Annotated in this window: 17 protein-coding genes; 8 read left to right on the forward strand and 9 right to left on the reverse strand. The window is 59.8% G+C overall.

Translation table 11 applies throughout. From position 1 onward, the window contains the following. Positions 1-20: 20 nt before the first annotated feature. On the reverse strand, positions 21-995 hold the full coding sequence (gene trxB, locus PMI09_RS06395) for a thioredoxin-disulfide reductase (protein ID WP_007790056.1): 975 nt from the start codon (positions 993-995) through the stop codon (positions 21-23). Positions 996-1,222: 227 nt separating this feature from the next. Here trxB and PMI09_RS06400 point away from each other — a divergent pair, with 227 nt between their 5' ends. The 4 genes from PMI09_RS06400 (at position 1,223) to PMI09_RS06415 (ending at position 4,689) form a co-directional block, all read left to right on the forward strand. After that, complete coding sequence (locus PMI09_RS06400; protein ID WP_007790058.1) at positions 1,223-1,690, forward strand: Lrp/AsnC family transcriptional regulator; 468 nt, start codon at positions 1,223-1,225, stop codon at positions 1,688-1,690. Between the two features lie 102 nt (positions 1,691-1,792). Further along, a complete protein-coding gene (locus PMI09_RS06405) occupies positions 1,793-2,602 on the forward strand; it encodes a glycosyltransferase family 2 protein (RefSeq protein WP_007790060.1) in 810 nt (269 codons plus the stop codon). 12 nt (positions 2,603-2,614) lie between these two features. Further along, positions 2,615-3,646, forward strand: a complete 1,032-nt coding sequence (locus PMI09_RS06410; protein WP_007790062.1) for a glycosyltransferase — start codon at positions 2,615-2,617, stop codon at positions 3,644-3,646. Beyond that, a complete protein-coding gene (locus PMI09_RS06415) occupies positions 3,643-4,689 on the forward strand; it encodes a glycosyltransferase (protein WP_007790065.1) in 1,047 nt (348 codons plus the stop codon). The genes PMI09_RS06410 and PMI09_RS06415 overlap by 4 nt, the downstream gene beginning before the upstream one ends. On the opposite strand, the gene PMI09_RS06420 is transcribed toward PMI09_RS06415, so the two are convergent. The 5 genes from PMI09_RS06420 to PMI09_RS06440 form a co-directional block, all read right to left on the reverse strand. Further along, positions 4,674-5,723 carry a glycosyltransferase family 4 protein gene (locus PMI09_RS06420; protein WP_037082096.1) on the reverse strand — a complete coding sequence of 350 codons (1,050 nt, stop codon included), beginning with the start codon at positions 5,721-5,723 and terminating at the stop codon, positions 4,674-4,676. The genes PMI09_RS06415 and PMI09_RS06420 overlap by 16 nt on opposite strands. A gap of 31 nt (positions 5,724-5,754) precedes the next feature. Next, positions 5,755-6,231 (reverse strand): transcription elongation factor GreA, encoded by a 477-nt coding sequence (greA, locus tag PMI09_RS06425; RefSeq protein WP_007790068.1) that lies wholly within the window; start codon positions 6,229-6,231, stop codon positions 5,755-5,757. Between the two features lie 233 nt (positions 6,232-6,464). Beyond that, the gene (locus PMI09_RS06430) at positions 6,465-7,679 is read right to left on the reverse strand and encodes a T6SS phospholipase effector Tle1-like catalytic domain-containing protein (RefSeq protein ID WP_007790070.1); all 1,215 of its coding nucleotides are present in this window, start codon (positions 7,677-7,679) and stop codon (positions 6,465-6,467) included. Positions 7,680-7,750: 71 nt separating this feature from the next. Then, positions 7,751-11,236: a carbamoyl-phosphate synthase large subunit gene (gene carB, locus PMI09_RS06435; protein ID WP_007790072.1), complete on the reverse strand. Its 3,486-nt coding sequence runs from the start codon at positions 11,234-11,236 to the stop codon at positions 7,751-7,753. A 171-nt stretch (positions 11,237-11,407) separates the two neighbouring features. Continuing rightward, on the reverse strand, positions 11,408-12,436 hold the full coding sequence (locus PMI09_RS06440; RefSeq protein ID WP_007790073.1) for a zinc-dependent alcohol dehydrogenase family protein: 1,029 nt from the start codon (positions 12,434-12,436) through the stop codon (positions 11,408-11,410). Between the two features lie 311 nt (positions 12,437-12,747). Between PMI09_RS06440 and PMI09_RS06445 the strand changes: the two genes are divergently transcribed. From PMI09_RS06445 to PMI09_RS06460, 4 genes are all read left to right on the forward strand, one after another. After that, positions 12,748-13,785, forward strand: a complete 1,038-nt coding sequence (locus PMI09_RS06445; protein WP_244423727.1) for a phosphatase PAP2 family protein — start codon at positions 12,748-12,750, stop codon at positions 13,783-13,785. A 125-nt stretch (positions 13,786-13,910) separates the two neighbouring features. Beyond that, entirely contained in the window at positions 13,911-14,828 is a 918-nt protein-coding gene (gene ypfJ / locus PMI09_RS06450) for a KPN_02809 family neutral zinc metallopeptidase (RefSeq protein ID WP_007790077.1), read from the forward strand. A 235-nt stretch (positions 14,829-15,063) separates the two neighbouring features. Then, entirely contained in the window at positions 15,064-16,311 is a 1,248-nt protein-coding gene (locus PMI09_RS06455; protein ID WP_007790080.1) for a TCR/Tet family MFS transporter, read from the forward strand. Between the two features lie 142 nt (positions 16,312-16,453). Further along, positions 16,454-17,857 (forward strand): MATE family efflux transporter, encoded by a 1,404-nt coding sequence (locus tag PMI09_RS06460; protein WP_007790082.1) that lies wholly within the window; start codon positions 16,454-16,456, stop codon positions 17,855-17,857. Positions 17,858-17,871: 14 nt separating this feature from the next. Here PMI09_RS06460 and PMI09_RS06465 read toward each other — a convergent pair whose 3' ends face one another. The 3 genes from PMI09_RS06465 to carA form a co-directional block, all read right to left on the reverse strand. Then, positions 17,872-18,192: an antibiotic biosynthesis monooxygenase family protein gene (locus PMI09_RS06465; protein WP_007790084.1), complete on the reverse strand. Its 321-nt coding sequence runs from the start codon at positions 18,190-18,192 to the stop codon at positions 17,872-17,874. A gap of 166 nt (positions 18,193-18,358) precedes the next feature. After that, the gene (locus tag PMI09_RS32050; RefSeq protein ID WP_007790086.1) at positions 18,359-18,652 is read right to left on the reverse strand and encodes a hypothetical protein; all 294 of its coding nucleotides are present in this window, start codon (positions 18,650-18,652) and stop codon (positions 18,359-18,361) included. A gap of 151 nt (positions 18,653-18,803) precedes the next feature. After that, positions 18,804-20,009, reverse strand: coding sequence for a glutamine-hydrolyzing carbamoyl-phosphate synthase small subunit (carA, locus tag PMI09_RS06475; protein ID WP_037082098.1), 1,206 nt, complete (start codon positions 20,007-20,009; stop codon positions 18,804-18,806). Positions 20,010-20,161 lie beyond the last annotated feature (152 nt).

Consider the following 20,161-nt stretch of genomic DNA (forward strand, 5'->3'; position numbering starts at 1 on the left):
CCCACCCCTCATAGCCGATCCTACTCCGCGGCAACGGCGACGGGCATATGGCCCGTCAGATATCGTTCGGCTTCGAGAGCTGCCATGCATCCCAGACCGGCGGCGGTAATCGCCTGGCGGAACGTATCGTCGGTCACGTCACCGGCGGCATAAACCCCCTCCAGGCTGGTTGCCGTCGAATCCGGCGCGGTCCAGAGATAGCCGTTGTCCTTCAGCTTCAGCTTACCCTTGAAAAGCTCGGTCGCCGGCGCGTGGCCGATCGCAACAAAGACGCCGTCAACAGCGACCTCGGCAATCGCACCGGTGCGGGTGTCACGCAGGCGGGCGCCTGTAACGGACGGCGGCATCGGCGGCTTGGCCGGCGTGCCGGTGATCTCGGCAACCTCGGTGTTCCAGAGCACTTTGATATTCTCCTTCGAGAACAGGCGTTCCTGCAGGATTTTTTCCGAACGGAAGCTGTCGCGACGATGCACGACCGTCACCGACTTCGCGATGTTGGAGAGATAGAGGGCTTCCTCGACGGCGCTGTTGCCACCGCCAACGACGATCACATCCTTGTTTCGGTAGAAGAAGCCGTCGCAGGTCGCACAGGCCGAGACGCCGAAGCCCTGGAAATGCTGCTCGCTTTCGATGCCCAGCCACTTCGCCTTGGCGCCGGTTGCGATGATCAGCGTATCGGCCGTCCAGACCTGGCCGCTATCCGTGCGCGCCACGAAAGGGCGCTGGTTCATTTCGACTTCGGTGACGATGTCGTTGACGATTTCTGCGCCGACATGCTTTGCCTGCTGCAGCATCTGGTCCATCAGCCATGGCCCCTGGATGGGATCGGCAAAGCCTGGATAATTCTCCACGTCAGTCGTGATCATCAGCTGTCCGCCTTGCTCCATCCCGGCGATCAGCACAGGCTTCAGCATTGCACGGGCTGCATAGACGGCAGCCGTGTAGCCGGCGGGGCCGGAGCCGATAATGAGCACCTTGGTATGGCGGGCGGACATGGGCATTTCCTTTTCGACTGTCGGGAGCGGCGGCTAAAAAGCGAATAGGGCCGTTTCCATTCGCCATTTATGAACGTCCAGTGCTTTTATTCAAGGGCAGCCTTGCGTTACCAACAAGGCTTTGTCGACACACTGTGTAACAATCCATCGCTTAGGTGAAACTTTCTTGCGTATTGCGCCGCTTTATATAGAAGCTGGCAGCCACGAATTAAAGGAAGGACAGGATCGTGCTTCGCGCCGAACTCGATGCCATCGATATAAAGATATTGCGTGAGCTGCAGGCGGACGGCCGCATGACCAATGTCGAGCTTGCCGACCGCGTCGGCATTTCGGCGCCACCTTGCCTGCGCCGCGTGCGAAAGCTCGAAGAGACTGGCGTCATCGAAGGCTACCATGCGATGCTGAATAGCCCGAAGCTCGGCTTCGATCTTGTCGCCTTCTGCATGGTCGGCCTCAAGCATCAGTCGGAAGCCAATCTCAAGGCGTTCGCCGCCGCGACGGCGCAGTGGCCGCTGGTTCGTCAGGCCTGGATGGTTTCCGGAGACAGCGACTTCCTCCTGCATTGTGTTGCAGAGAACCTCACAGGGTTCCAGGACTTCGTCATCGAGGTGCTGACGGCGAACGAGCACGTGGATACGGTGCGCACGATGCTGACAATCCGGCAGGTCAAACGCGTGGGTCTGGTCGAAGTCTGAGCGGCCAACGAGCAAGCGATGCTCTATGAATGGAACGGCTTATGCCTTAAGGAAGGCGCTTTGCTAGCCGTTCGTCGCGGATGAAGATACGAAGATCATTCCATGACCAAATTGCCCATTTCCGCGTTCATCATTTGCCTGAACGAAGAAACGTATCTCGGCAATTGCATCGAGAGTTTGGATAGGTGCGCGGAGATTGTTGTGGTCGATTCCGGTTCGACGGATGGCACGGTCGCTCTGTTGCAGTCTTACATCGACCGGGGATGGCCGATCCGGCTGTTTCACGAGAAGTGGCGTGGTTATGCCGGGCAGAAGCAATTCGCGCTCGATCGGTGCACTCAGCCATGGCGCTTGAATGTCGATGCTGATGAGCGGCTCGATGCGTCCCTGCGAAAGCTTCTGCCGGAGCTGATTGCCGCTTCAGAGGATATTGTCGGATGGCGCGTGGCGCGTCGTCCCTACCTCATCGGTTACGGATACACGCCTGAATATGTTCACGAGAGAAAGAATCTACGGCTCATCCGCAAGGGCAGAGGTGCCTATGATCTCGCGCAAGCCGTTCATGAAGGTATCGTGCCGACCGGGCGTGTGGAGGATGCGAAGACAGGCAGCCTCCTTCACTACAGGCCACTGGTCATCGATGAACAAATCCTGAAAGAAAACAAATACTCGACCCTGAAGGCTGACCAGCACTTCGGCCTGGGCGAGAAGACGACGTTCGTCAGGCTTCTTTTCAGTCCGCCAATTTATTTCCTACGGCTGTATTTCCACAACGGTTTATGGCGCTGTGGGCCGTCGGGCTTTATCGAGGCTATGACCGGCGCTGTGTACGCCTTTCTCACCCAGGCGAAGCTGTATCAACGTCAGGTTGCAGAGGGGCACCCAAGCTTTGATGACGCAGGAAGACATTAAGGTCCAATCGCGATGAAGGTGATGCATATTCATTTTGGCAAGGAGGGCGGAGCGGAGCGCTTCTTTGTCAACCTCGTCAATGCGCTCCACGACCGCGGGATCGAGCAGCGCGCGCTCATTCGGCCCGATCGCAGTTGGCGCAAGGACATAGAAAAATGCGGCGAGGTTTACGAGGGTACATTCCGGCGCATTTCGCTCTCGCGTTTTGTCTTGTCGGCGCGCATGCGCGCCATCCTGAATGAATTTCAGCCTGATGTGATCATGTCGTGGCAATTGCGCGCGAGCCGCTTCATGCCGCGCTACAAGAACGCTCGGCGCATTTCGCGGCTCGGAGACTATCCAGAACACCTCGGCTACTATCGCAATTCCGAAACGCTCATCTGCATCACGCCTGATATTGCCAGGCGAGTCCGCGAACTTGGTTGGACGCGTGGCGTCGAGGTGATTGCCAACTTTACGCGTTCCGCTCCCAGTGAGCCGATCGCCAGGCAAGCGCTGCAGACGCCCGCGGACGCTTTCGTTGTGATCGGCATGGGGCGCTTCGTAAAGCGGAAGGGCTTCGACGTTCTTATAAAGGCGATTGCAAGAACGCAGGGCGCGTTCCTGTGGTTGTTGGGCGACGGACCGGAGCGGGAGAACCTTGAAAAACTCACCGACGATCTCGGCCTGCGAGACCGCGTGCGGTTTGCTGGGTGGCAGACCAACGCCTATGCCTATCTTGCCTCCGCGGATGTCTTTACGGTCACCTCGCTTCACGAACCGCTTGGCAATGTGTGTCTCGAGGGCTGGGGGGCAGGGAAACCGACCATCGGCTCTCGCGCCGAGGGGCCGAGCTGGGTGATGACCGATGGCAAGGATGCGTTGATGGTCGATTGCGGCGACGTCGAGGGGCTTGCCGGTGCGATCGCGCGTATTCGCGACGAGCCGGCCTTGCGCACCTCGTTGATCGAAGGCGGCCAAGACACGCTCATGAACCGGTTCTCCGAGGATGCGATCACGCAAGCCTACATCCGCTTGTTTGAAACCGGGAAAAGCGAACCGTGAGGGTGATGCATTTTCATTTTGGCAAGGATGGGGGAGCCGAGCGGTTCTTCGTGCATCTTGTCAATGCTTTGGCCCGGCGTAATGTCGAGCAGAGCGCAATCATCCGACCCAACCGGATATGGCGCAAGGACATGCCGGCCTCGGTCCGGATATCCGAAAGCAACTTCCGCAATCTCTCCCTTGATCGAATCCTGCTGCCGCTGAGAGTTGCAATCAATGCCCGGTTGGCAAGACCGGATGCGATCATGGCCTGGGCACCTCGCGCGAGCGAGCTGATGCCCAACTACAAAGGATGCATCAAGATCTCCAGGCTCGGGGACTATCCGACCAATCTGAGGTACTTCGAAAATTCCGACATTCTCGTGTGCAATACGCCCGGCATCGCCGAACATGTGCGCGAGCTGGGTTGGACGCGGGGCATAGAAGTGATCTCGAACTTCACGAGCACCGGACGGGTTGCCCCGATCGAGCGTGCAGCGTTCGACACACCAGCGGATGCGCCTGTTGTGATGTCGATGGGCCGTTTTGTGCCGCGCAAGGAGTTTGCGCTGCTGACAGCGGCGGTTGCGAAGATTCCCGGCGTCTATTTGTGGCTCGCCGGCGAAGGCGAGGAGATGGAGAACGTCAAGAAGGTCGCGGCGGATCTTGGTGTGACGGACAGGGTGCGGTTTCTCGGTTGGCAGAAGGATACGCGGCCATTCGTGGCGGCTGCCGATATTTTTGTCATGCCATCAAACCACGAGCCGCTTGGCAATGTCATTCTGGAGGCATGGGCGCAGAGCAAGCCGGTCGTTTCCAGCCGCTCCGAAGGCCCCTCGTGGTTCATGCGGGATGGCGACAACGGGCTGCTGGTTGAAATCGGCGATACCGACGGTTTTGCGCAAGCCATCGAGCGGCTGATCAACAACCCGGCCCTTGCTGAAAAGGTTACCGCGGGCGGTCGCGAGACGCTGATGAAGCAGTTCTCCGAAGACGCGATTGCCAATGCCTATCTTGAGCTCTTCAAGCGCAAACCTGATGCTGTCGCCTACACCGACCGGTAGACGGCGCTGAGCTTGCGCGCTTCCCCTTCAATACTGAAGGCATTCATCACATGGGTGCGCGCGCGAACCGATGCGAGCTGTCGGCGGCTTTCGTCGTCCATGAAGAGACCGCAAGATTGAACCATTGCATCGAGATCGTCGCGCGGGACAATGGCGCCGGTTTCCTTGTCGCCGGTCACTAGCAATTCCGCAAACGCACCGACGTCAGTGGCGACCACGGGGACAGCGCTTGCCATTGCTTCGAGCGGCGTCAGGCCAAAACCTTCCCAACGCTGCGGAGCGATGAAGAGATCGAGCGTACGATACCAGTCGTTGATATTGGTGTGCTCACCGACAAAGAGAATGCGATCGGTCAAGCTGGCGGCAGCGACGCGCGCCTTCAGTTCCTTCTCGAACTCGACGTGCTGGGCGGTTGCGCGCCCGGCAATAATGGCGATCCAGTCCGGTCGAGTTGGCAGCAGGCGGATCATGCTATCGACGAAAAGGTCCGTGCCCTTTTGGTGGCGAACCCGGCCAAAGCAGCCGGCGATCTTCATCGTCGCGTTGAGACCAAGCATCTGTTTGGCTATTGCCTTGTCATCTGCCGGAGAGAAGCGAGCCGTGTCTATTCCGTGCAGAACAACGGTGTTCGGCACTTCGAGATAGTCGGCCGTTTTGCCGCTTGTTGCGATCACGGCGTCCATTTTCGAAATCAGCCATTTCGTCCAGCCCGTGTGGCGGCGCTGAGAAGCCGAGGTGAAGACGATCTTCAACGGCATGCGCAAGACATCGCGCATCAAAATGGCCGGAAACATCTCGATGTTGCGGCGAGCGTGCCATATGCGGAAAGGCAGGCCGCGGGGCGTACGCCAAAGCTTCGGCAGATCACGAAAGCGAATGTGCGGCAAAGATGCCGGAAGACCCGGTCCGAGAGCCGCAATCTTCTCGCCGAGTGCACGCTGGACCGGGATCAACTGAATGATGGTCGAGGTGACGCCGGAGAGCCGTTTCTTGAAGTTCGGCGCAATAATCTCGACGTCACGGATATTGACGATAGCCGGTTGGCCGCGACCTTCCACGGGTTAATCAGCCCCAAGAAATGGCAAGAACTTCGTAAGCCTTGGAGCCGCCGGGTGCATTGACCTCGATAGAGTCGCCGACTTCCTTGCCGATCAGCGCACGCGCGATCGGAGAGGAAATCGAAATGCGGCCGGCCTTAACATCGGCTTCCTGGTCGCCGACGATCTGGTAAGTCTTTTCTTCTTCCGTGTCCTCGTCGACGAGCTTCACCTTGGCGCCAAACTTAATCTTGTCGCCAGACATCTTGGACAGATCGATGACTTCGGCACGTGCGGTCAGGTCTTCAAGCTCGCTGATGCGGCCTTCGTTGTGGCTCTGCGCTTCCTTTGCTGCATGGTATTCAGCGTTCTCGGAAAGGTCGCCGTGGGCGCGCGCTTCTGCGATCGCTTCGATGATTCGCGGGCGCTCTTCCTGCTGACGCCAGCGCAGCTCTTCCTGCAGCTTGACGAAACCACCCTGTGTCATCGGTACCTTATCAACCATTTTTCTGTCCTTCACTCCCTGCGTCAACTTAGCTGCAGACACAAAAGAAAACAGGTCCCGAAGGGGAACTTCGGAACCGTGCAACAATCCTAGTTACTCGGCTTATAGCAGATCGCTACCGGCGATTTCCATAAAATTCGTATTCACTGGCAGCAGCCGGTCCGCCCGCACATCCTGATAAGGAGGCAAGAGGCGGATCAAGCATGGCGGATCGCAGACGGGGATTCCAGCCGCTAGGGAACGAAATGAGGGTTTGCGGGCAGGTTCGGTGGATCGTAGGAGCTTGCATCCTTCCGCTCTTTGACCGAGATATGGATCAGCGCATCGTCCGGAATGAAACGCCGGTCGCTCAAAGGAAAATAGATCGCACTCCGGCTGCCGTGTTTGCGCCAGGAGTTTTCCGGTACGCGCCGCGGGATATACTCAAGGATTTTCCACCCGACGCTCATGGAATCATGGAGGGGAACGGTGGCGTCCAGCGGCACATATTTCTTCCCGCTTTTTCCAAGCACGATGTCGTTGACGGTGCGGCTGCGATAGAGGAGCCCGGCGGGCTTCGTTTCCTTGATCATCCAGGCGAGGGGTATTTTGACCGCTCCGCTCTGTGCTTCCGGATAGCCGCCGCCGATATCGCCATGCACGCCGGCAAACCACACTTCCTCGAAGTTCTGCTTTGCCGGCACCTTTGGGCGGAATGGGCGCCCCCAATATTCTTGATCCGGCATCCAGAGATCCGGCTGGAACATCGTTCGCCGTTCATCGATCGCGACGGCGTGGCGCACCCACTCGACGCTCGGATTTTTGCGGGTGAAAGGGTGGGTCTTGAATTGCGGATGCCATTTGCCGGCCTCGATCACCGACGCGACTGTGTCGAAGAGGCCCAGCAGCTTGATCGGCGGGCGGTCGTTTCTGAGGGTGCGCTCATAGAGACGCATGGCAGCGAAGGCCGACGGGGCATCCTCGCCGCCATCTTCTGCCGCGCCGCCAAGCTGCTCCTCCTGCGCGGGAATCCCTTTATAAGTCCTGTAGGCATAGTCGAGCAAATTGAGATGATACCGGCTCGTCAGGCCGAAGGCATGGATGAAGCCCGCCAGGACGCGCGCCGAATAGGCACCGCGGCTGAAGCCGAAGATGTAGATGCGGTCGCGATCCGGATGTCGCCCATCGGCGTCAGGCGGGCCGCGATCGTAGTTCTCCACCAGGAAGCGGTAGGCTTCCTTGACGTTCTGATCGAGACCCCAACCGGTCGCGAGCCCGAAAATCTCGTAGGATTTGCGAAGCAGTCTCGACCAGGCATTGGTCGCGCCGAACGTGCCGATGCCCGGATCGTAATAGACGATCTGCTCGTCCGAGCGTTTCAAGGTGCCAAATAGTCTGAGGACGTTGGTCCGGTCGGCCGAAATCTCGTTCGACGTGCCGTCAAACAGAATGACAACGTTCTTTGCCATGAACCGCTCCGGATGCGCCGCCGCAAAGGTAGCATCCGGGCGGTTTTACCGCAACTTTCGGTCGTTTTAGCTTAAAAGTAGCTCTGCAGCGGACGAACTTCCAGGTTGCCGGCCCGCAGTGCCTTGATCGCCTGCGCGGCGGCCTCGGCTCCGGCCATCGTCGTGTAGTAGGGCACCTTCTGCATGAGGGTTGCTCGGCGCAGCGACTTCGAGTCGGAGATTGCCTTGTTGCCGTCGGTCGTGTTGATCACGAGCTGGACCTGGCGGTTGCGGATTGCGTCTTCGATGTGTGGGCGCCCTTCCAGGACCTTGTTGATTTTCGTCGAGTCGATGCCGTTTTCAGCCAGAAACCGCTGCGTGCCGCCGGTTGCGAGAACCTTGAAGCCTTCGCCGACGAGAACGCGGATGGCCGGCAGGACGCGCGGCTTGTCCTCGTCGCGGACGGAAACGAAGACAGTGCCTTCACGCGGCAGTTCGACACCGGCACCGAGCTGCGACTTGGCGAAGGCCAGTGCGAAATCGGTGTCGAGACCGATGACTTCGCCGGTCGAGCGCATTTCCGGGCCGAGCAGGGTGTCGACACCCGGGAAGCGGGCGAACGGGAAGACGGCTTCCTTGACGGCGATGTGCTTCAGCGTGCGTGGATCCGGCTTTTCGCCGTAAGCGGCAAAGGTCGCGTCGAGCTTCTCGCCAGCCATGACACGGGCGGCGATCTTGGCGATCGGCGCGCCGATGGTCTTGGCGACGAAGGGCACGGTGCGCGAGGCGCGCGGGTTCACTTCAAGCACGTAGACGGTGCCGTCCTTGATGGCGAACTGCACGTTCATCAGGCCACCGACGTTCAGAGCCTTTGCCATCGCCTTGGCCTGGCGCTCCAGCTCGTCGATCAGTTCCTTCGAGAGAGAACGCGGCGGCAGCGAGCAGGCGCTATCGCCGGAGTGAATGCCGGCCTCCTCGATATGCTCCATGATGCCAGCGACGTAGACGTCGTCGCCATCGCAGAGGCAGTCTACGTCGACTTCGATGGCGTTGGTTAGGTAGCTGTCAAAGAGCAGTGGGTTCTTGCCAAGCAGCGTGTTGATCTGGCCGGTCTTGTCGTTCGGGTAGCGCTGCTTGATATCCTCAGGCACCAGCTCCGGAACGGTGTCGAGTAGGTAGCTCTGCAGCTGGCTCTCGGCGTGGATGATCTGCATGGCGCGGCCGCCGAGAACATAGGATGGACGCACGACCAGCGGGAAGCCGATCTCGGCGGCGACGAGGCGAGCCTGCTCGACCGAATAGGCAATGCCGTTGTTCGGCTGGTTGAGGTCGAGCTTCATCAGGAGTTTCTGGAAGCGGTCGCGGTCTTCGGCAAGGTCGATCATATCAGGCGCGGTGCCGAGGATCGGGATGCCGTTCTTCTCGAGTGCTTCGGCAAGCTTCAACGGTGTCTGGCCGCCGAACTGAACGATGACGCCGACGACTTCGCCCTTTTCCTGCTCCGCGCGCAGGATTTCGATGACGTCTTCGGCCGTCAGCGGCTCGAAATAGAGGCGATCGGAGGTGTCGTAGTCGGTCGAGACCGTTTCCGGGTTGCAGTTGATCATGATCGCTTCGTAGCCGGCATCCTTCAGCGCGAAGGCGGCATGGCAGCAGCAATAGTCGAATTCGATGCCCTGGCCGATGCGGTTCGGACCGCCGCCGAGGATGACGACCTTCTTGCGGTCGGAAACCTGGGCTTCGGAGCGTGCTGCGCCGACGAAGGGGGTCTCGTAAGTCGAGTACATATACGCGGTCGGCGAAGCGAACTCGGCAGCGCAGGTGTCGATGCGCTTGAAGACCGGACGGACGTTCAGGCGGTTGCGCAGCTCGGCGACTTCCTTCGGGCGCTTGCCGGTCAGCGTTGCGAGGCGGGCGTCGGAGAAGCCCATCGCCTTCAGCGTGCGCAGGTTAGCAGCGTCGGTCGGCAGGCCATGCTCGCGGATACGCGCTTCCATGTCGACGATCGCCTTGAACTGGGCGATGAACCAGGGGTCGATCTTCGAGCCTTCGTGCACTTCTTGCGGGCTCATGCCTGTGCGCAGCGCCTGGGCAACCATGCGCAGGCGATCCGGCGTTGGCGTACCGATGGCGGCGCGAATGGCGTTCTGGCTGGATTCACCTTCCTCGACATCCGGAATTTCGATCTCGTCGAGGCCGGTCAGGCCGGTTTCGAGACCGCGGAGCGCCTTCTGCAGCGATTCGGCGAAGGTGCGGCCGATCGCCATGACTTCGCCGACGGACTTCATCGCTGTCGTGAGCACAGGCGAGGCGCCCGGGAATTTCTCGAAAGCAAAGCGTGGGATCTTGGTAACGACGTAGTCGATCGACGGCTCGAACGAGGCCGGCGTCGCGCCGCCTGTGATGTCGTTTTCCAGTTCGTCCAGCGTGTAGCCGATCGCGAGCTTGGCGGCGACCTTGGCGATCGGGAAGCCGGTCGCCTTGGAGGCCAGCGCCGACGAGCGCGAGACGCGCGGGTTCATTTCGATGACGACGAGGCGGCCGTCCTTCGGGTTGACGGCGAACTGCACGTTCGAACCGCCGGTCTCGACGCCGATCTCGCGCAGTACCGCGATCGAGGCGTTGCGCATGATCTGGTATTCCTTGTCCGTCAGCGTCAGTGCGGGGGCGACAGTGATGGAGTCGCCGGTGTGAACGCCCATCGGATCGATGTTCTCGATCGAGCAGATGATGATGCAGTTGTCCGCCTTGTCGCGGACGACCTCCATTTCATACTCTTTCCAGCCGAGCACGGATTCTTCGATCAGCACTTCAGTGGTCGGCGAAGCATCGAGGCCGCCGGAGACGATCTCGAAGAATTCCGAGCGGTTGTAGGCAATGCCACCGCCGGTTCCGCCAAGCGTAAAGGAGGGGCGGATGATGGCTGGCAGGCCGACGTGATCGAGCGCCTGGGCGGCGATCGCCATCGCGTGACTCATGTAGCGCTGCTTACGGTCACTTTCGCCGAGGTTCCAGTGGTTCTCCAGTTCGTCCAGTGCCTTGTCGAGGTCAGTGCCGGAGAGGCTTGCCTTCAGCTTGTTACGCTCGGCCTCATGCGTCTTGCGATCGGTATCCTTGATATCGGTGGCGTTCGCCAGCATCGAGCGCGGCGTTTCCAGGCCGATGCGGGCCATGGCCTCGCGGAAGAGCGCGCGGTCTTCGGCCATATCGATTGCAGCGGGCTTCGCGCCGATCATCTCGACATTGTAGCGGTCAAGGACGCCCATGCGCTTCAGCGACAGCGCTGTGTTGAGTGCCGTTTGGCCGCCCATGGTCGGCAGCAGCGCGTCCGGGCGCTCCTTGGCGATGATCTTGGCGACAACTTCAGGAGTGATCGGCTCGACGTAGGTGGCATCGGCGAGGCCCGGGTCGGTCATGATCGTTGCCGGATTGGAGTTGACGAGGATGACGCGGTAGCCTTCCTCCTTCAGCGCCTTGCAGGCCTGGGTGCCGGAGTAGTCGAATTCGCAAGCCTGGCCAATGACGATCGGTCCCGCGCCGATGATGAGGATCGATTTGATATCTTGGCGCTTGGGCATCGTCTTTTTCCGTTTCCTAGCTGCGCAGAAAGCCGGCCAGGGTGGGAGGCACCGGCCGGGTCGCGCATGTGATGGTCTTTTCAGGCTAGAAGCGGCTTATAGGCAAATGTATTTGCAAACGGAACCCCATAAATTGCGGAATCGACAGGAATTGGCGGAGCTTGTGAAGGTCTAGTCAATGTCCGGTACGACAAGCGTCCTGATCTCGCCCCGGCGGGCGGGACTGGAGATTGCTTCTACGGCGTCATTGAAGCCGATCCGGCGGGAGATCAGCGGCTCGACCTTGATGGTCCCCGATGCGATGAACTCGGCCGCGCGCTGGTGAGTGAACGGGTTGAGGAAGGAGTTCACCAGCTTGATCTCGCGAAAGAGGAGGTCGAAGGGCTCGACCCCAATCTTCATGCCCCGGGGCATGACGCCGAGGATGACGACGGTGCCGCCGCGCCGCGCAAGGCGGGGCGCCTGCTCGATCGTTTCGGCAACGCCCGCGCATTCGATGACGACGTCGGCGCCGCCCGGCAACAAACCGTCTGCCGCGATCAAGCGTGCCACGATATCGCCGGTTAAGGGATCCGCACTCGCGGTCGCTCCGAGCTTTTCGGCAAGCGTCCGCTTCTCCTCGGTGCGGGTAACAAGCACAACCCTGGTCGCTCCTGCCAGTCGGGCCAACTGCACGATGAGCAAGCCGATCACACCGCCGCCGAGGACGACGACCGAGGCGCCTGTTCGGATTTCGGCAAGGTCTACGCCGTGGATGCAGCAGGCGAGGGGTTCGCAGAAGGCTCCGTGGAGGGGATCCAGTGCCGAGGGCAGTTCGAAGGCCTGCTGCTGCGGAATGCAGACATATTCGGCAAAACCGCCGTCGCGATGGATACCGATCGCCTGCAGGTTATGGCACAGATTGACGCGACCGCGCCGACATTCGGGGCAGCGGCCGCAGGCAATGTTCGGATCACCGGTCACGCGCATGCCTGCACGAAAGCCGCTCACACCGTCGCCCACCTTTTCGATGATGCCAGCAAACTCGTGGCCGAGCGTAACGGGTGGCTTGGACGGAAACTCTCCAAGGAACAGGTGGCGGTCGGTGCCGCAAATGCCGCAGGCCTCCGTGCGAACAAGCAATTCGCCAACACCCGGTTCGGGACGCTCTACCTCGCGCAGGGCCAGCTTTCCCGTCGCTTCGAGCCGTACCGCCTTCATCGTTCGTCTCTCCTCCTCAGACTTCTTCGTGCAAGGAGGCCTGAATAGAGAGGTCTCGTCAAGCGGGTGCCGCGTGTCGCGCTTGGTAAGCATTTATTTGCCCTGCATTTGCGAAAATATCGTCAGGCCGACCTTTTTAGCGGTGCCGGTTCGTGAAAATTAATAAAGAGCGTGCTTTCTATTTATCGTTGCAAACCAGGAGGGCGGTTTGCTTGCAGGGGCGTCTTGAATTGACAATGTCTCAGCGTGATAAAAGGCTTGCGAGCCAGAGAACGTGGACTTTGGAGGTGCTATCGCACCTTAAGGTCCGGATGACGGCGGACCTTTGGCTTTATCTCGCCGTAGCAGTCTATTTCGTGATTGGTGTCGTGTTGCTGATCGCCGATGGCCACGCCGAGATGATGTCTTTCGGGCTGTATTTCGACCAATGGACCTATCTGTTCCTGTTCTTGATGCCTTTGATGGCGATCATCTTCGACTATGCGTGGATTTTCTTTCGCTTCGACGATAGGCGATCGCTGGCTGTGCGAAGAGCATTTTCGCCTCAGCGTTTGGCCCATCTCTTCTCGGGCATGGCGTTGCTGATGGCGCTGATGATTTTTCAAGGCACGTTCACATCGATCAAGAATCTATTGCCGATCATTCGGGGCGGCTTTCTCTACGATCAATGGCTCGCGAATCTCGATGCCCTGCTGTCGTTCGGCCGCGATCCCTGGAAGCTCCTGCTCTCGATCGCTGGCCACGACGCCATCATCAAGATCGTGGATTGGAATTACAGCGTATTGTGGTTCGTGGTCTGCTTCGGAACGCTCTTTTACGTGGCAACCTCGCCGCGAGCGGCGTCGATGCGTGTCCGCTATATCAGCATGTTCATGCTCGTCTGGGTGGTCTGCGGAAATATTCTTGCCGGCATCTTCATATCGGCCGGGCCTGTCTTTTATGGCGCGGTGACCGGTGATGAGTGGCGCTTTGCGGAGCTGGCCACTTTTCTGGCCTTGCCCGACGGTCCTACAGCCGCCAATCTGTTTCAAAGCTATCTTTGGTCGCTTCACGCGCACAGCACGTCCGGGTTCGGCTCGGGCATTTCGGCCTTTCCCAGCGTACATGTGGGGCTGATTGCCTTGAACGCATTCTTCGCGGCGGAGGTCTCACGCAGGCTGGGGATCATCGCCTTTTGTTACACCGCATTCGTAATGGCGAGCTCCGTCTATCTCGGCTGGCACTACGCAGTCGACGGCTATGCTTCGTTGCTTGTCGTTGGGGTCGGCCATTTTGCTCTTAGAAGTCTGCTTGATCGCAAGCCAGGATTGGTCGCAACCGCGCTTCACGGTGCGGTCGCAACCGCTTGACTGTTTGAATATCGAAGGCCGATTCCACTGTCGTCGGCGGCCAAAGCGCTCTCCCGGGTAGCTGGAATTTCCCAACCGCCGAGATATATACATAGCGACCGAAGGTTTAGCCCGGGGGAACCGTCATGGAATGGAAAGGCCGGCGTCAGTCCGACAACATCGAGGATCGTCGTGGCGATCCTTCCATGGGCGGATTGGGCAGAGGAGGAGGCTTCAGTTTTCCATCCGGCGGCGGCATGGGTCGACGTGGCGGTGGGCTGAGCATCGGCACCATCATCTTCCTCGTCGTCATCTATCTTGTCCTCAAGGCCATGGGCATCGACCTGCTGCAGATCATGGATGGCGGCATGACAACAGGCGGACCGGGCTACGAGCAGAGCGAATCGGGAAGCCAGACGCCCGCCAATGATGAAATGACGGCATTCGTTCGTACAGTGCTTGCCGAGACTGAAGACACCTGGAATGGGATCTTCCAGTCTCAGGGGCGTCAGTATGAGGAGCCTCGCCTCGTTCTCTTCTCCGGACAGACGCAGTCTAAATGCGGTTTTGCCTCGGCGGCGACCGGGCCGTTCTACTGCCCGAGCGACCACAAGGTCTACCTCGACACGGCCTTCTTCAACCAGCTAAGCCGCCAGTTCGGTGCCTCCGGCGATTTTGCCGAAGCCTATGTGGTGGCCCACGAGGTCGGCCATCATGTTCAGAATTTGCTGGGCATCCTGCCGAAATTCAATCAAGCGCGTCAGCGCATGAGTGAGGCGGACGCCAACAAGATGTCGGTTCGCGTCGAACTGCAAGCCGACTGCTTTGCCGGCATCTGGGGCAAATTCACCGAGCAGAAGGGTATTCTCGAGGCCGGCGATCTGGAGGAGGCGTTGAACGCAGCCCAGCAGATCGGCGACGACACGTTACAGAAGCGCAGCCAGGGCTATGTGGTGCCGGAAAGCTTCAACCACGGCACCTCGGAGCAGCGGGCCCGATGGTTCAAGCGCGGCTTCGACAGCGGGCAGTTGTCCGCGTGCGATACGTTCTCAGGGCCGATCTGAAACAGCCTCTTTTGAGCTGGCCGCCGCTCGGGGGGCATTCGTCGATTTCGTCAGACGCGAGCAGTGCAAAGGCCGCACAGGTCTGCCTTTGTTCCGGTTCTCGATCAACAGAAGTCGTGAGCCTATCAAAAGATTTGAGATGTTCACGGATTGTTTCGCTCATGTACGTGAGCTATGTAACATATCCGGCGACGAGATCGTCTTTTCAGAAAACAACCTGCTGTAGAGATGTCTGATGCTCGATCCGAAATTTGTTCGTCGCGGCCTCTTCCTCGTCTTCATGATCCTGTTTCTCGACGTGATCGGGATTGCGATCATCATGCCGGTGTTGCCGGCCTATCTCGAGCAATTGACCGGCGGGTCCGTGAGCGACGCAGCTCTCGATGGCGGCTGGCTGCTTGTTGTCTACGCAGTCATGCAGTTCCTGTTCGCGCCATTTCTCGGCAATCTCAGCGACCGCTTCGGACGGCGCCCCATCCTGCTTCTGTCGGTGCTAACGTTTGCGATCGACAACTTCATCTGTGCGGTGGCGACGAGCTTCTGGATGCTCTTCATCGGTCGCGCGCTGGCGGGCCTCAGCGGCGGCAGCTTTGCGACCTGTTCGGCCTACATCGCTGATATTAGCAATGATGACAATCGCGCTAAAAATTTCGGCTTGATCGGCATTGCGTTCGGCGTTGGTTTCACGATCGGGCCTGTCATCGGCGGCTTCCTCGGAGAGTTCGGCCCCCGGGTGCCGTTTCTCGGGGCTGCGGCTCTTTCGTTCGCAAATTTCGTTGCCGCCTACTTCATGCTTCCCGAGACCTTGGAGGCAAGGCATCGTCGGACGTTTGAATGGAAGCGTGCCAATCCGCTCGGTGCGCTGAAGCAGATGCGCAGCTATTCCGGTATCGGGCCGATCTGTGCGGTCATGTTCCTTTTCTGGCTGGCGCATGCCGTCTATCCGGCTGTCTGGTCCTTCGTGTCGACCTACCGATATGGCTGGAGTGAAGGCCAGATTGGGCTCTCGCTCGGCATTTACGGCATTGGCGCCGCCTTCGTCATGGGCGTCATCCTGCCGAAAATCGTGCCCGTGCTCGGCGAGTGGAAGACAGCCGTCCTCGGCTTGTCTTTTTCCGTCGTTGGACTGACGGGCTACGCCTTCGCCTGGGAGGGCTGGATGGTTTACACGGTGATCGTGCTGACTGTGATGGAGAACGTCGCTGATCCGCCGCTGCGAAGCATAGCAGCCGGCAAAGTGCCGCCGTCGGCGCAAGGTGAGCTGCAAGGGGCGCTTACAAGCCTCAGCAGCATCACCACGATTGTCGGACCACTGATCTTTACGCAGCTGTTCGGCTACTTCACGAGGCCAGAAGCGCCGGTGCCGTTTGCCGGAGCGCCGTATCTGCTGTCGGCGATCATCATCCTGATCGCGGCCATCGTGTTTTTGGCGAAGGTGCGTACGGTCAAGGCCGCAGACGTCGTCGGGCAGCCAGCCGAATGAGCCATCAGAATTCGTGATGCGATGATGAATTTTTCATCATTTGCATAGTTTTGAGTAGTTCTTTGCGGGGCTTTGATCTAAGCCGTCTTGATGTTTTGCTGCAACTTGCGGCCGTCACTGATTCAATCACAGGAAAAGTGTCATGGACACGCCGATCGACGCGCGCAAGCTTGCGCCGAAAACCGATAACCATTGGGCTGCGCATTTCCGCGCCACGCTGGCGCTCGGAATCCCGCTGATCGGCGCGCAGTTGGCTCAGCTCGGCATCCATACGACCGACGTGATGATCGTGGGGCGCCTCGGCGCTGAAAATCTTGCCGCGATGGTGCTTTCGGCGCAGTTCCTGTTCACGATCCTCGTCTTCGGCTCGGGTTTCGCCATCGCGGTCATACCGATGGTTGCGCAGGCCTACGGCAGGGGCGACGTCGTCAGCGTGCGCCGGTCGCTGCGCATGGGTCTTTGGGTCGTGCTCGCCTATTGGGTGATCATGCTGCCGGCGTTCTTCAACTCCGAGCGGATACTGCTCGCCGCCGGGCAGAAGCCCGAAGTGGCGGCACTGGCGCATGGCTACATCCTGATCGGTCAGTTCGGTGTGTTGCCGGGCCTGCTCTACAACGTCATGCGCTCGCTCGTCAGTGCGATCGGCAGAGCGGCGGTCGTTCTCAACGTGACGATCGCGATGCTGGTGCTGAATGCCTTCTTCGCCTATGCGCTGGTGCTTGGCCATTTCGGCTTTCCGGCAATGGGCCTCGAAGGAGCAGCGATCGTTTCGGTCGCCGTGCAGACTGCCGGCTTCCTGTTTATCGTTGCCTATGTGCAGAGCAGGCAGGACACGCGACGCTACGAGATTTTCGTGCGGTTCTGGCGTCCCGACTGGAAGGCATTCTGGGAGGTCGCGCGTCTCGGTCTGCCGATCAGCGTGACGCTCCTCGCCGAGGTAAGCCTCTTTACGGTCGCCTCCTTGCTGATGGGGCATATTGGAACGATCGAGCTTGCGGCCCATGGTATCGCGCTGCAATGGGCTTCGATCGCCTTCATGATCCCGCTCGGCTTGTCGCAGGCGGCAACCGTTCGGGTTGGTGTGGCGCACGGGCAGGGCGACTACACCGCCGTCGTTCGAGCCTCGATCGCAGTGGTCGTCATCGCCTGCCTGATCGCGAGTGCCGGTGGCATCCTGTTTGCTGCCGCTCCTGAGTTCCTGGGAAGCTGGTTCCTCGATACGAAGCTGCCGGAGGCGCCGCAGGTGCTTGCTTATGCCGGGCCGCTGATCGTCGTAGCAGGGCTCTTTCAGTTGGTCGATGGCCTCCAGGCAATCGCCAATGGCCTGCTGCGTGGGCTGAAGGATGCACGCGTGCCGATGATCCTAGCACTGATTGCCTATTGGCCGATCGGCTTCTTCCTTGCCTGGGCCTTTGCGTTCCCGCTTGGCTTCGGCGGTATCGGCATCTGGTTCGGCTTTTTGGTCGGGCTTGCGGCGGCAGCCGTGATGCTTTGCGGACGCTTCTACCTGCTTCTGCGCAGCGAGAAGGATATGGCCGGCGCCTAGCCGGCCAATTCGGATCAAGCCGCGATCGGCTTATAATTGGCGATGTCGGCACGAATGCCGAGCCGTTCGAATAGCGCTTGCGGATCGAAGTTTCGCGCACGGTGGGCGGCCTGCACGACGGCCCTTACCCGGTCGATCACCTCCGCACTTTCCCATTGTGCGATCGTCACGAAGTTGAACTCGCCTGGTCCTGAAACCTGCTCCAGCACCTGATGGCTGATGAAGCCTTCTTGCGCCTGCAAGACTTCGTGCGTTTTCAGCACGTTCATCAGGAACTCCTCGCGCGCTGCCTCCGGAACAGCAAACTTGTCGATCCGGTAAAACGCTCCGTTCATCCTTGTCTCCTTTGCCTGGATGTCACGAGGCGGGTGTAATTCCTCAAGTTAAGTTGAGGTCAATAGGCCAAAACAAAAAGACCCGCTCGATAGCGGGCATTCAAACTGCGCGAGATGGACGGTCGCTCGGCGAGCCTCCTCTCACCCTCAGGCGCGGCTGCCGCTGCTAGTAGTTATACATCGACATCGGATCATTGACGCAGGCGTAGTCCAGGAGACACTGCCGCCCGGTGCGGTCCCGCAAACTGGCAGTACTCAGCTTGTCTCCAGGCCCGCATTGGGCCGGCGGATAGCGGAAGTTGCGGCCCCCGAAGCCGAGGCGCACATAAACCTTCTTAGATTGGCGGATAATCTGCGCAAGCTGAGCGCAGCTGTAATCCTTTGCATCGACCTTCACGGGCCCGGCGGCAAGAGATACCGTCGGGAGCAAGCACGCAACTGCTAGGATTAAGCATCTCATGGCTGCCTCCCTGACCGAAGGTCAGTAAATCAGCACTCTCGACACTATTCAAACGGATATCGCGTGGCCGCAGCCATCGTTGAGCGCAACAGCTCAACAAAGAAAAAGCCCGCTCGGAAGCGGGCTTTCGAATTGCTGGAACGGCTGTGTCTCAGCGCTCGGCGAGGGCTTCCTCGCCCTTCTTCGCACGCACCAGATTGATGAAGCGGCGGAAGAGGTAGTGGCTGTCCTGCGGCCCCGGGGAGGCTTCCGGGTGATGCTGCACCGAGAAGATCGGCTTGCCGGCGACGCGTAGCCCGCAGTTGGTGCCGTCGAAGAGGGAAACGTGAGTCTCCTCAATACCATGTGGCAGAGACTTCGTGTCGACCGCGAAGCCGTGGTTCATCGAGACGATCTCGACCTTGCCTGTGGTGTGGTCCTTCACCGGATGGTTGGCGCCGTGATGGCCCTGATGCATCTTCTCGGTCTTGGCGCCGAGGGCGAGGCCCAGCATCTGATGGCCGAGGCAGATACCGAAGACCGGGATGTCGGTCTTGATCAGTTTCTGGATGACGGGAACGGCGTATTCGCCTGTCGCAGCCGGGTCACCCGGGCCGTTCGACAGGAAGATGCCGTCCGGCTGCATGGCCAGCACGTCCTCGGCGCTCGTCGTTGCCGGCATCACCGTGACCTTGCAGTCGAGGCCGGCAAAGAGGCGCAGGATGTTGCGCTTGACGCCATAGTCGAGGCAGACGACGTGATACTTGGCATTTTCGGAGGCGAGCTCGCCGTAGCCCTCGTTCCAGATCCAAGGGGTCTGCGCCCATTGCGAGGATTGGCCGGAAGAGGCGATCTTGGCGAGGTCGAGACCTTCGAGGCCGCTCCAGGCCTTGGCTTCCGCCTTCAGCGTCTCCACGTCGAACACACCGTTCGGGTCGTGGGCGATGACGGCGTTCGGCGAGCCGTTCTCGCGGATCCAGGCCGTCAGCGCGCGGGTGTCGACGCCGCAGAGGCCGATGATGCCGCGGGCCTTCAGCCAGGCATCGAGATGCTTGGCAGCGCGGTAGTTGGACGGCTCGGTGATGTCGGCCTTGAAGATGACGCCGACGGCGCCGTGGCGTGCCGCGGGCGTCAGGTCTTCGATGTCTTCGTCGTTGGTGCCGATGTTGCCGATATGCGGGAAAGTGAAGGTGACGATCTGGCCGAGGTAGGAGGGATCGGTGAGGATTTCCTCGTATCCGGTCAGCGCTGTGTTGAAGACCACTTCGGCCTGGACCTTGCCGGTCGCGCCGATGCCCTTGCCTTCAATGACGGTTCCGTCTGCGAGAACGAGCAGGGCGGTCGGCTTTTCGGTTGTCCAGGGTGCAGTTGCGGTCATCTTCATCCCGTTTCCGGCAGCCATACGTCCTTGGGCAACGTTGGCCGGCCATTTGGTTCGCAAGCATATGCGCGCGGCAAGGCACGCGCTCTCAGGCCTGATCACGAATTTTTGGTGCAGGTGGCGGTAAATAGCCACGCTATTGCGCGAGG

The organism is Rhizobium sp. CF122 (assembly GCF_000282035.1).
In the GTDB taxonomy this organism is placed as follows: Bacteria; Pseudomonadota; Alphaproteobacteria; order Rhizobiales; family Rhizobiaceae; genus Rhizobium.

Bases quoted from the DNA above. Each gene is read 5' to 3' on its own strand.
- PMI09_RS06445 (WP_244423727.1), top strand. From the start codon at position 12,748: ATGACGGCGGACCTTTGGCTTTATCTCGCCGTAGCAGTCTATTTCGTG.
- PMI09_RS06460 (WP_007790082.1), top strand. From the start codon at position 16,454: ATGGACACGCCGATCGACGCGCGCAAGCTTGCGCCGAAAACCGATAAC.
- PMI09_RS06465 (WP_007790084.1), bottom strand. From the start codon at position 18,192: ATGAACGGAGCGTTTTACCGGATCGACAAGTTTGCTGTTCCGGAGGCA.
- PMI09_RS06405 (WP_007790060.1), top strand. From the start codon at position 1,793: ATGACCAAATTGCCCATTTCCGCGTTCATCATTTGCCTGAACGAAGAA.
- carA (WP_037082098.1), bottom strand. From the start codon at position 20,009: ATGACCGCAACTGCACCCTGGACAACCGAAAAGCCGACCGCCCTGCTC.
- PMI09_RS06455 (WP_007790080.1), top strand. From the start codon at position 15,064: ATGCTCGATCCGAAATTTGTTCGTCGCGGCCTCTTCCTCGTCTTCATG.
- carB (WP_007790072.1), bottom strand. From the start codon at position 11,236: ATGCCCAAGCGCCAAGATATCAAATCGATCCTCATCATCGGCGCGGGA.
- PMI09_RS06430 (WP_007790070.1), bottom strand. From the start codon at position 7,679: ATGGCAAAGAACGTTGTCATTCTGTTTGACGGCACGTCGAACGAGATT.
- trxB (WP_007790056.1), bottom strand. From the start codon at position 995: ATGTCCGCCCGCCATACCAAGGTGCTCATTATCGGCTCCGGCCCCGCC.
- PMI09_RS06440 (WP_007790073.1), bottom strand. From the start codon at position 12,436: ATGAAGGCGGTACGGCTCGAAGCGACGGGAAAGCTGGCCCTGCGCGAG.
- greA (WP_007790068.1), bottom strand. From the start codon at position 6,231: ATGGTTGATAAGGTACCGATGACACAGGGTGGTTTCGTCAAGCTGCAG.
- PMI09_RS06410 (WP_007790062.1), top strand. From the start codon at position 2,615: ATGAAGGTGATGCATATTCATTTTGGCAAGGAGGGCGGAGCGGAGCGC.
- ypfJ (WP_007790077.1), top strand. From the start codon at position 13,911: ATGGAATGGAAAGGCCGGCGTCAGTCCGACAACATCGAGGATCGTCGT.
- PMI09_RS32050 (WP_007790086.1), bottom strand. From the start codon at position 18,652: ATGAGATGCTTAATCCTAGCAGTTGCGTGCTTGCTCCCGACGGTATCT.